We start from the raw sequence: 10,482 nt of genomic DNA, 5'->3' as shown, positions 1-10,482 counted from the left end.
CCGCCGGGGGCGGCCCCGCCGTCCGGGGTCGTGCTCGGGCGCCGCGGCCGTCGTCGGCCCGGCGCCCGGGGCCCGCAGGTGGTCCGAGGGCCGGAGGTGGTGGTGCTCAGCGCGTCTCGCGGTGCGCGGTGTGGTTGCCGCAGCGCGGGCAGAACTTCGCCAGCTCGATCCGGTCGGGGTCGTTGCGGCGGTTCTTCTTGGTGATGTAGTTGCGCTCCTTGCACACGGTGCAGGCGAGCGTGATCTTCGGTCGGACGTCAGCGGTCTTGCTGGCCACGGCGGGAGCCTCTCGGTGGGTCGTCGGTGCGGGCGGTGCTCGTCGGCGGTGCCGCCCGTCCTCTCGCAGGAGGTGCAACACCCGAGCGGCTGGCGCCCTTCCGGCGGCGGCCCGGGCCGGGCCCGGCGCCGTCGGCGGCGAGCCGCAGGCGTAGCGAGGGCGGGGATCGAACCCGCGACACAACGATTATGAGCCGTTTGCTCTACCACTGAGCTACCTCGCCGAGCGCTCCGCCCGGCGGGCCCCGGAGGGCGCCGGGCGGAGCCGCAGAGCCCCAGTAGGGAATCGAACCCTAGACCTTCTCCTTACCATGGAGACGCTCTGCCGACTGAGCTACTGGGGCGGCACCCGCGAGCGGGCACGGTCGAGGAGCGTACACGGCTCCCCCGGCGTCGCCGAAACCGGCGGCTGCGCCGACCGGGCGCCGGCGGCTGCGACGCACGAGAGGGCGCCCCGGGTGTCCGGGACGCCCTCTCGTGAGCGACGTGGCAGGTGCAGGATTCGAACCTGCGAAGGCTGTGCCGGCTGATTTACAGTCAGCTCCCTTTGGCCGCTCGGGCAACCTGCCTCGCGAGCACCGCCGGGCGCGGAGCCCGGTGTGCGTGGGCGACGATAGCAAGGACCGGACGTGCCGACGCACGCCTCGCGTCCGTCGCCCGCCGTCGCCGCGCGGCACCCGCCCCGCCCCGTCGCGCCGGAGCGGACGCCCGCCCGCACCGCCACCGCCATCCCCAGGAGGAGCCCCATGGCCGCCGACTCGTCCTTCGACGTCGTGAGCAAGGTCGACCGCCAGGAGGTCGACAACGCGATCAACCAGGCCGCGAAGGAGATCTCCCAGCGGTACGACTTCAAGGGCACGGACGCGAGCGTCGCCTGGAGCGGCGAGCGCGTCGTGCTCGTGGCCAACAGCGAGGAGCGCGTCGCCGCCGTCCTCGACGTGCTGCAGACCAAGCTCATCCGGCGCGGGGTCTCCCTCAAGGCGCTGGACCTCGGCGACGTGCGCGCCTCCGGCAAGGAGCACCGGCAGGAGGCCACCCTCAAGGAGGGGCTGTCCTCGGAGGACGCCAAGAAGATCTCCAAGATCATCCGGGACGAGGGCCCCAAGGGCGTCAAGCCGCAGATCACCGGCGACGAGCTGCGCGTCAGCGCGAAGAGCCGCGACGACCTGCAGGCGGTCATCGCCCTCCTCAAGGGCGCCGACCTCGAGGTCGCGCTGCAGTTCACCAACTACCGGTGAGCGTGACGGGGAGCGCCCCGCCGGCGCCCGTCCCCCCGGTGCTGCCGGGCGGTGACGGCGCCCCGTCGGCGCACCGCTGCGGGGGGGCCCCGCGGCAGGTCGCCGAGCTGCACCTGCCGGCGCGGCGCCGCACGGACGGCGTCGCCGTCCTCGTGCACGGGGGCTTCTGGCGCCCCGGCGCCGCGGACGGGTCGCTCGCCTACGACCGGCGCCTCGAGGACCACGTCGCCGCGGACCTCCTCGCGGCGGGCGTGCCGGTGTGGCTCGTCGACTACCGCGCCGTCGGGGACGGCGGCGGCTGGCCCGCCACCCTCGAGGACGCCGCGACGGCCCTCGACCTCCTCGTCGACGTCGCGCCCGCGGCGGGGCTCGACGCGGGGCGCGCCGTCGTCGTCGGGCACTCGGCGGGCGGGCACCTGGCCGCCTGGGCGGCCTCGCGCCACCGGCTTCCCGGGGGCGCCCCCGGCGCGGGGCCGCGGCTGCGGCCCCTCGCCGTCGTCAGCCAGGCGGGCGTGCTCGACCTCGCGGCCGCCCACGCCGACGACCTCGGCCGCGGCGCCGTCCTCGAGCTGCTCGGCGGCGCGCCGGGCGACGTGCCGGAGCGCTACGCCACGGCCTCCCCCGCCGCGCTCGCGCCGTGCGGCGTCCCCGTCCTGTGCCTGACCGGCGACCTCGACGACGTCGTCCCGCCCGACCAGGCCGACCGCTACGCCGCCGCGGCGCGGGCGGCCGGGGACGACGTGCGCGTCGAGCTCGTGCCCGGCGAGGACCACCAGGCCCACCTCGACCCGCGCAGCCGGTGCTGGGCGCTCGCCCGCGCGGAGGTGCTCGCCCGGCTGGGGGCGTGATCCAGGCCGGCCCACGTCCGGGCGAGTCGTCGCCTGTTCGCCCTCCAGCCGGCCGACATCAGGGCAAGTCGTCGCCTGTTCGCCCCTCATCAGGCCCAGGAGAGGTGGAGTCGTCGCCTGTTCGCCCCCCTCGGGCCGGACTCGGGGCGAGTCGTCCACTGCTCGCCCACCCGCTCCGCACGGCGACGACACGAGCCTGTGGACGACGGCCTTCAGGCCGTGCTCGTCGACCTCACCCTCACGGGGTGACCTCGAGCGCGACCGGCTTCCCCCGGGTCTTCATCGGCAGCCACGCCGTCGCCGAGGGCGCCCTGACGCCGAAGCAGCTGCGCGGCCCGTCCTTCGTGCGCGTCGTCCCCGGGGTGTACGCCCCGGCGGACGTCCCGCGCGACCACGCCCTCCGGGTGGAGGGTGCGGGTCTCGTGCTCCCCGCCGAGGCGCTCGTGACCGGCGCCTCTGCAGCCACCGTGCTGGGCGTCCCTCTCCTGGGGTGGAGCGACCGGGTCGAGCTGGTCGTCCCCGAGGAGGGCGGCCGGCATCCCGTCGGTCGCGACGTGCGCGTCCGTCGGTCGCGCAGCGCCCCGGGGCCGGGCCGCTCCTGGCGGACGACGCGGCTCGCGCCACCCGAGCGCATGGCGTTCGACGCCGCCGCCCGGGAGTCGCTGCCCTCTGCGACGGCCCGCCTCGACGGGCTCGCGCGAGCGGGGCTGGTGCACCTGCCCCGGCTGGGACGGTGGCTGGAGGGACGCCGCGACCACGGCGTCGTCCGTGTCCGAGCAGCGCTCGCGCTCGCCGACCCGCGCGCCGAGTCGCCACCGGAGTCGGTCCTCCGGGTGGGCCTCGTGCTGGCCGGTGTCGACGTCGACGTCCAGCTCGACATCTGCGACGAGCGCGGCGTCTTCCTCCTCCGAGCAGACCTCGCCGTCGTCGGCGTCCGGCTCGCCGTCTTCTACGGCGGTGCCTGGCACGCGCTGCGACTGCAGCAGGAGGAGGACCGACGGCAGGACCACGCGCTCACCGCTGCGGGATGGGCGTCGCTGAGGATCACGGCGGCCGACCTCGCGGAGCCGGGCCGCGCCGTGGCGCTCGTCCGAGCAGCTGCGGCACGAGCCCCCTCTCGCCCTCGCCCTCGAACCCGGTGCCCGCGTGACAGGCGAAGAGGCGACGACTCGCCCCCCGAAGACCCCACCGAGGGGCGAACAGGCGACGACTCGCCCCCGGGAGGCGACGGGCCGGGCATGACGCACGAGGGCCCCGGACCATCCGGTCCGGGGCCCTCGGGGTGCGACGGCGTCAGCCGCGGTAGCCGGCCATCGCCTCGAGGCGGGCGACGCGCTGGTCCATGGGCGGGTGCGTCGAGAAGAGCGAGCGCGCGTCCTTCGCCCGGAAGGGGTTGGCGATCATCATGTGGCTCGAGTTCACGAGGTCGCGCTCCGGCGGCAGCGGGGCCGCCCTCGTGCCCCGCTCGAGCTTCCGGAGGGCGCTCGCCAGGGCGAGGGGGTCGCCCGTGAGGCGGGCGCCGTCCTCGTCGGCGTCGTACTCGCGGGTCCGGCTGATGCCCATCTGGATGAGGCCGGCGGCCAGCGGGCCGAGGAAGAGCAGGAGCATCCCCGCGACGGGGTTGCCGCCGCCGTTCTCGCGGTTGCCGCCGCCGAAGAGCAGCGCCGCGTAGCCGAGGAAGGTGATGACGCTAGCCATCGCCGCGGCCAGCGACGACGTGAGGATGTCGCGGTTGTAGACGTGCATGAGCTCGTGGCCGAGGACGCCGCGCAGCTCGCGCTCGTCGAGCAGCTCGAGGATGCCCTCGGTGCAGCACACGGCCGCGTTCTCCGGGTTGCGACCCGTCGCGAAGGCGTTGGGGGCCCGCGTCGGCGAGACGTACAGGCGCGGCACCGGCTTGCCGGCGGCGACCGAGAGCTCGCGCACGATGCGGTGCATCGCCGGCTGCTCCGCCTCGGTGACCGGGCGGGCGCGCATGGCCTTGATGGCGAGCGTGTCGCTCTTCCAGTACGAGATGCCGTTGACGAGCAGCGCCAGCACGAGGCCGATGAGCAGGCCGCCGATGCTGCGCCCGAAGACGAGCCACGAGGCGCCGAGGACGAGCGCGCCGAAGGCGCCGAAGAGGACGGCGGTCTTGACGCCGTTGAAGTGCTGGTGGCCCATGGACGACCCGTGCTCCTCCTGCCGAGGGTGGTGCGACGGCGGACCCGGGTCGGGCGCCGTCTCACGCAGCACAACGCCGTCCGGCGGGTCGGCGTTCCCCGCCTACGATGGCGCCGACCCCCGTCCCGGACGCCCGCACCCGCGCCCGCTCGAGAAGTCTCCCGAGCGGATCGGTCGAGAAGCCGGGATGGACCCCGACCCCCGAGGTGTTGCCGCCGTCATGCGTCTCGAGTCGCCCACGCCCGACGCCCCCACCGCCCCCCGCGTCGAGGACGGCGCCCCGGCCCCGTCGGCCCCCGGGTCGACGCCCGTGCAGAAGGTGGCCGGCGTCGTCATCCGCTTCGCGGGGGACTCCGGCGACGGCATGCAGCTCACCGGCGACCGGTTCACCGCGGAGACGGCGTCGCTCGGCAACGCGCTGGCGACCCTGCCGAACTTCCCCGCCGAGATCCGCGCCCCCCAGGGCACCCTCCCGGGCGTCTCGAGCTTCCAGCTGCAGTTCGCCGACCACGTCGTGCTCACGCCCGGCGACGCCCCCGACGTCCTCGTGGCGATGAACCCGGCCGCCCTGCGCGCCAACATCGCCGACCTGCCGCGCGGCGGCGTGGTCATCGCCGACGCCGACGAGTTCACGAAGCGGAGCCTGCAGAAGGTCGGCTACACCGTGAGCCCGCTCGAGGACGGGAGCCTGGAGTCCTACCAGGTGCACGCCCTGCCGCTGACGTCGATGACCGTCGAGGCCCTCAAGGACTCGGGCCTGTCCCGCAAGGACTCCGAGCGGGCGAAGAACATGTTCGCCCTCGGGATGCTCTCGTGGCTCTACGACCGCCCGACCGAGGCGACCGAGCGCTTCCTCGAGACGAAGTTCGCGAGGAAGCCGCAGATCCGCGACGCCAACCTGACAGCGTTCCGCGCCGGCTGGGCGTTCGGCGAGACGACCGAGGGCTTCGCCGTCCGGTACCAGGTGGCGCCCGCGGAGCACCCGGCCGGCACCTACCGCAACATCACGGGCAGCACCGCCCTCGCCTACGGCCTGGCGACGGCCGCCCACAAGGCCGGGCTGCCGCTCGTGCTCGGCTCCTACCCCATCACCCCGGCCAGCGACATCCTCCACGCGCTGTCGGGCATGAAGCGCTTCGGCGTGACGACCCTGCAGGCCGAGGACGAGATCGCCGGCGTCGGCATCGCCCTCGGCGCGTCGTTCGGCGGCTCCCTCGGCGTGACGACGACGTCGGGCCCCGGCCTGGCCCTCAAGGCCGAGACCATCGGCCTCGCCGTCATGCTCGAGCTGCCGCTCGTCGTCGTCGACGTCCAGCGCGGCGGGCCGTCCACGGGCCTGCCGACGAAGACCGAGCAGGCCGACCTCCTGCAGGCGATGTACGGGCGCAACGGCGAGTCGCCGCTGCCCGTCGTCGCCGCGTCCTCCCCCACCGACTGCTTCACGGCGGCCATGGAGGCGGTGCGCATCGCGGTGACCTACCGGACGCCGGTCATCCTCCTGTCGGACGGCTACCTCGCCAACGGCTCGGAGCCCTGGGCGCTGCCGAGCGTGGCGGACCTGCCGGCGATCGACCCGGCCCAGGCGACCGGCCCGAACGGCGCGGGCGACGACGGCCGCCCCGCCTTCCGCCCGTACCTGCGCGACCCCGAGACCCTCGCCCGCCCCTGGGCCGTCCCCGGCACCCCGGGGCTCGAGCACCGCATCGGCGGCCTCGAGAAGGCCGACGTGACGGGCGAGATCTCCTACGAGCCCGAGAACCACGAGCGCATGACCGGCCTGCGCCAGGCGAAGGTCGACGGCGTCGCGGTGCCGCCGCTGGAGGTCGACGACCCCGTCGCCCCCGACGGCACGAGGGCCCGCGTCCTCGTGCTCGGGTGGGGCTCGACGTACGGGCCGATCGCCGCGGCGGTCCGTGACGCGCGCGCCGAGGGCCTGCAGGTGGCCCGGGCGCACCTGCGCCACCTCAACCCCTTCCCGCCCGGCCTCGGCGACGCGCTGCGCGCCTACGACCGGGTCGTCCTGCCGGAGATGAACGGCGGCCAGCTGGCCCTGCTGCTGCGCGCCCGCTACCTCGTCGACGTGCAGAGCCACGGCCGCGTCCGCGGCCGCCCCTTCAGCGCCGGCGAGCTGCTCGACGTCGTCCGCGACGCCGTCGCCGCCCTGCCCGACACCGACTCCGCCGCCGCGGCCTCCCCCGCCGCGGGCGCCGTCGCCGAGAGCCCCCAGGAGGCCCGTCGATGAGCACGACCACCACCCCGCTCGGCCTGCCCGGCGTCCGCAGCGGCACCGAGGACGTCCCGCGCCTGCCCGAGGGCACGACGCTCTCGAAGAAGGACTTCACCGCCGCCAACGAGGTGCGCTGGTGCCCCGGGTGCGGCGACTACGCCGTCCTCGCGGCCGTGCAGGGCTTCATGCCCGAGCTCGGGCTCCGCAAGGAGAACATCGTCTGCATCTCCGGGATCGGGTGCTCCTCCCGCTTCCCGTACTACCTCGACACCTACGGGATGCACTCGATCCACGGCCGCGCCCCGGCCATCGCGACGGGGCTCGCCGCCTCCCGGCCCGACCTGTCGGTCTGGGTCGTCACGGGCGACGGCGACGCGCTGTCGATCGGCGGCAACCACCTGATCCACGCGATGCGGCGCAACGTCAACATGACGATCCTGCTCTTCAACAACCGGATCTACGGGCTGACGAAGGGGCAGTACTCCCCCACCTCCGAGGTCGGCAAGGTCACCAAGTCGACGCCGGCCGGGTCGGTGGACGCCCCCTTCAACCCGGTGTCGCTGGCGCTCGGCGCCGAGGCGACCTTCGTGGCGCGCACGCTGGACTCCGACCGCAAGCACCTCACGTCGGTGCTGCGCGCGGCCGCCGAGCACCGCGGGACGTCGCTGGTGGAGATCTACCAGAACTGCCCGATCTTCAACGACGGCGCCTTCGACGTCCTCAAGGACTCGGACGAGGCCCAGGCCCGCCTCGTGCGCCTCGCCGACGGCGAGGAGGTCCGCTACGGCCGCGAGGGCGAGGAGAAGGTGGTCGTGCGCACCGCCGGGGGCGGCGTCGAGGTCGTCCCGGCCGCCGAGGCGGCGGGCCGCGAGGTCGTCGTCCACGACACCTCCGCGCAGGACCCGACGCAGGCCTTCGCCCTCTCGCGCCTGGACGGCCCGTCCATGGCGCACGTGCCCGTGGGCGTCTTCCGCGCCGTCTCGCGCCCCACGTACGACGACCTCGTGCGCGACCAGGTCGACTCCGCCCGCGAGGAGGCCGGCGGGCCCGCGCAGGACGCCGACCTCGACGCCCTCATCGCGGGCGGCGACACCTGGGTCGTCCGCTGAGCGCCGCTCCCGCACCCGTGGCCGGCACCACCGGACGGGCGGGAGCCGAGCCCGACGACGTCCGCCGCGGCACCCTCATGGGTGCCGCGGCGTACGCGCTCTGGGGCTCCTTCCCGCTGTACTTCTCGGCGCTCGCCCCCGCGGGCTCGGTCGAGGTCCTCGTGCACCGGGTGCTGTGGTCCCTGCTCCTGTGCGCCGTCCTCCTCGCCGCGCTGCGCGGCCTCGGCGACCTGCGCGCGCTGCTGGCGGACCGCACCCGGACGGGCTGGCTGGGCCTCGCCGCGGTGACGATCGCGGCCAACTGGGGCGTCTACATCTACGGCGTGCAGTCGGGCAACGTCATCGAGGCCTCGCTGGGCTACTTCGTCAACCCGCTCGTCACCGTGCTGCTCGGCGTCCTGCTGCTGCGCGAACGGCTGCGTCCGGCGCAGTGGGCGGCGGTCGGCATCGGCGTCGTGGCCGTGGGCGTCATCACGGTCGACTACGGCCGCGTGCCCTGGATCGCGCTCGTGCTCGCGCTCACCTTCGGCTCCTACGGGCTGGCGAAGAACCGCGTGGGCCGGGGCACCCCCGCCCTCGTGTCCCTGACGGGCGAGACGCTGCTCCTCGCGCCCTTCGCGCTGGCGGCCCTCGTCGTGCTGGAGGTGGCGGGCGACGGCACCTTCACGAGCGCGGGGCCCCTGCACACGGCGCTGCTCGTCTCCACGGGCGTGGCGACGACCGTGCCCCTCCTGCTCTTCGGGGCGGCGGCCCGCCGGGTGCCGCTGACGACGATCGGTCTCCTGCAGTACCTCACGCCCGTGCTGCAGCTGCTGTGCGGCGTCCTGCTGCTGGGCGAGGAGATGCCGCCGACCCGCTGGGTCGGCTTCGCGCTGGTGTGGCTCGCTCTCGTCGTCCTCACCACGGACACCCTGCGCACCGCGCGGCGGCGCGGCGCGCTCGCCCGGGCGGCCGCCGCCTCGGCGCGGGGCTGAGGAGGGCCACCGGCGCGCGAGGAGGGCCGCGCGCTCGGGTGGTGCTCGCCGCGTCCGCTGCAGCCGCGCCCCGACGCCACCGAACACCCCGGCATGCGCGCCCCCACCCGCTCCCCGGCTCACCGCACGCCGACCCGACGGCTCGCCGGCGTCGTCGCCGCGCTGGCCCTGCTCGGCAGCGCTGCCGTGCTCGCGCCCGAGGAGGTGGGGACCGCACCCGCGGCGGCCGCCCCGGCGTGCCCGGCCTCGAGCGGCGAGCTCCTCCGCAGCGTCCCGGGGACCGGGCGCGCCGTGGCCCTGACCTTCGACGACGGCCCGTCGGCGTGGACGCCGCAGGTGCTCGACGTGCTGAGGGCGAAGGGCGTCCGGGCGACCTTCTTCGTCACCGGCGACCACGTGGCGCGCCACCCGGACGTCGCCCGCCGGATCGTGGCGGAGGGCCACGTCATCGCGAACCACACGCAGAGCCACCCGCAGGACGTGCCCGGCTCGGTGCCGCGCGGTCGCTTCGACCAGCTGCCGGGCGCCACCCAGCGCGACCAGGTCGACCGCGCGTCCCGCACCGTCCAGCAGGTCACCGGCGTGCTCCCCTGCCTCTTCCGGGGGCCGGGGGGCCACCAGAGCAGCACCACCACGCGCGCCCTGCTGCGCGAGCGCCACCTCACCAACGTCCTCTGGACCGTCGACTCCCGCGACTGGCAGCAGCCCGGCAGCCCCTCGCGCGCGGCCGTCGACAGCATCGTGCGCGCGGCGACCACGGGCGGCGGGAGCCGCCCCGTGGTGCTCCTCCACGACGGGCAGGCGACCGCCGGCCAGGACCCGGACGCCCACCGCGGCAGCACGGTGGCCGCGCTGGCCCGCATCATCGACACCTACGGGGCGCGCGGGCACGCCTTCACGACGCCCGACGGGCGCGCCTTCCCGCCCGCGCGGCCGCCGGCGCCGGAGGTGCCCGTGGTCGCCGACGTCGACGGCGACGGTCGCGACGACCCGGGGCTCTTCAGCGCCGGGCGATGGTCCTTCACGAGCTCGCGGACGGGGTCGCCCCTCCTGCTCGGCTTCGGTGCCGCGGGCGACGCGCCGCTGGTCGGGGACTGGGACGGCGACGGCCGGGACGGCGTGGGCGTGGCGCGCCGCGGCGTCCTCCACCTGCGCCAGAGCGCCACGACGGGGCCCGCGCAGGTGGTGCTGCGCTACGGCGCCCCCGGTGACGTCCCGCTCGCCGGCGACTGGGACGGCGACGGCCGCGACACCCCCGGTCTCCGGCGCGGGACGCGCACCTTCCTCGCGCAGCAGCTGAGGACGGGCACCGCCTCGTGGGTGCAGGACGTGGGAGGCGGCCGCGACCGCGTGGTGACGGGCGACTGGGACGGTGACGGCCGCGACACCCTCGGCGTCGTCACCCCCGACGGCCGCGTCGTCGTCACCGACGGCCCCGTGCAGGCGCCCTTCCCGGCCACCGGCACGCGACGGGGAGCCGTCCCCGCCGGCGCGCGCGTCGCCGCGGGCGACTTCGACGGCCGCGGACGGGACGCCGTCGCCGTCCTCACCACGGGCCGACCGGTCGTGGTCGCCCTCCGGTGAGGCGCTCTCCACCGGGCCCGCACCACCGCTCGACGGGCGCTGCGGCGGGCGGGACGACACCGG

Annotated in this window: 8 protein-coding genes and 3 tRNA genes; 6 read left to right on the top strand and 5 right to left on the bottom strand. The window is 75.8% G+C overall.

The features are described from left to right. Nucleotides 1–106: 106 nt before the first annotated feature. The 4 genes from rpmG to WDV85_RS08225 all read right to left on the bottom strand — a co-directional run bounded on the left by rpmG (nucleotide 107) and on the right by WDV85_RS08225 (nucleotide 845). Complete coding sequence (gene rpmG, locus WDV85_RS08240; RefSeq protein WP_171202547.1) at nucleotides 107–277, bottom strand: 50S ribosomal protein L33; 171 nt, start codon at nucleotides 275–277, stop codon at nucleotides 107–109. Between the two features lie 151 nt (nucleotides 278–428). After that, nucleotides 429–500, bottom strand: a tRNA-Met gene (locus WDV85_RS08235). Between the two features lie 47 nt (nucleotides 501–547). Continuing rightward, nucleotides 548–620: transfer RNA gene (locus tag WDV85_RS08230), tRNA-Thr, on the bottom strand. Nucleotides 621–763: 143 nt separating this feature from the next. Beyond that, nucleotides 764–845 (bottom strand) — tRNA-Tyr (locus WDV85_RS08225). A gap of 177 nt (nucleotides 846–1,022) precedes the next feature. Here WDV85_RS08225 and WDV85_RS08220 point away from each other — a divergent pair. Then, nucleotides 1,023–1,514, top strand: a complete 492-nt coding sequence (locus WDV85_RS08220) for a YajQ family cyclic di-GMP-binding protein (protein ID WP_339570171.1) — start codon at nucleotides 1,023–1,025, stop codon at nucleotides 1,512–1,514. Continuing rightward, the gene (locus WDV85_RS08215) at nucleotides 1,511–2,362 is read left to right on the top strand and encodes an alpha/beta hydrolase family protein (protein ID WP_339570170.1); all 852 of its coding nucleotides are present in this window, start codon (nucleotides 1,511–1,513) and stop codon (nucleotides 2,360–2,362) included. Before WDV85_RS08220 ends, WDV85_RS08215 begins: the two co-directional genes overlap by 4 nt. Before the next feature lie 1,293 nt (nucleotides 2,363–3,655). Here WDV85_RS08215 and htpX read toward each other — a convergent pair. Continuing rightward, nucleotides 3,656–4,525, bottom strand: coding sequence for a zinc metalloprotease HtpX (gene htpX, locus WDV85_RS08210; RefSeq protein ID WP_339570169.1), 870 nt, complete (start codon nucleotides 4,523–4,525; stop codon nucleotides 3,656–3,658). Between the two features lie 187 nt (nucleotides 4,526–4,712). Between htpX and WDV85_RS08205 the strand changes: the two genes are divergently transcribed. The 4 genes from WDV85_RS08205 (at nucleotide 4,713) to WDV85_RS08190 (ending at nucleotide 10,419) form a co-directional block, all read left to right on the top strand. Then, nucleotides 4,713–6,767, top strand: a complete 2,055-nt coding sequence (locus WDV85_RS08205) for a 2-oxoacid:acceptor oxidoreductase subunit alpha (RefSeq protein ID WP_339570168.1) — start codon at nucleotides 4,713–4,715, stop codon at nucleotides 6,765–6,767. After that, nucleotides 6,764–7,861: a 2-oxoacid:ferredoxin oxidoreductase subunit beta gene (locus WDV85_RS08200; protein ID WP_339570167.1), complete on the top strand. Its 1,098-nt coding sequence runs from the start codon at nucleotides 6,764–6,766 to the stop codon at nucleotides 7,859–7,861. The genes WDV85_RS08205 and WDV85_RS08200 overlap by 4 nt, the downstream gene beginning before the upstream one ends. 17 nt (nucleotides 7,862–7,878) lie before the next feature. Continuing rightward, complete coding sequence (gene rarD, locus WDV85_RS08195; protein ID WP_339570166.1) at nucleotides 7,879–8,835, top strand: EamA family transporter RarD; 957 nt, start codon at nucleotides 7,879–7,881, stop codon at nucleotides 8,833–8,835. A gap of 93 nt (nucleotides 8,836–8,928) precedes the next feature. Further along, nucleotides 8,929–10,419: a polysaccharide deacetylase family protein gene (locus WDV85_RS08190; RefSeq protein ID WP_339570165.1), complete on the top strand. Its 1,491-nt coding sequence runs from the start codon at nucleotides 8,929–8,931 to the stop codon at nucleotides 10,417–10,419. Nucleotides 10,420–10,482: the final 63 nt, after the last annotated feature.

The sequence above is a fragment of the Pseudokineococcus sp. 5B2Z-1 genome (genome assembly GCF_037482305.1).
Lineage (GTDB): Bacteria > Actinomycetota > Actinomycetes > Actinomycetales > Quadrisphaeraceae > Pseudokineococcus.
Note: the sequence above shows the minus strand (reverse complement) of the source record. Positions and strands in the feature narration are given on the sequence as shown.

Bases quoted from the DNA above. Each gene is read 5' to 3' on its own strand.
- htpX (WP_339570169.1), bottom strand. From the start codon at position 4,525: ATGGGCCACCAGCACTTCAACGGCGTCAAGACCGCCGTCCTCTTCGGC.
- WDV85_RS08200 (WP_339570167.1), top strand. From the start codon at position 6,764: ATGAGCACGACCACCACCCCGCTCGGCCTGCCCGGCGTCCGCAGCGGC.
- WDV85_RS08205 (WP_339570168.1), top strand. From the start codon at position 4,713: ATGGACCCCGACCCCCGAGGTGTTGCCGCCGTCATGCGTCTCGAGTCG.
- WDV85_RS08220 (WP_339570171.1), top strand. From the start codon at position 1,023: ATGGCCGCCGACTCGTCCTTCGACGTCGTGAGCAAGGTCGACCGCCAG.
- WDV85_RS08190 (WP_339570165.1), top strand. From the start codon at position 8,929: ATGCGCGCCCCCACCCGCTCCCCGGCTCACCGCACGCCGACCCGACGG.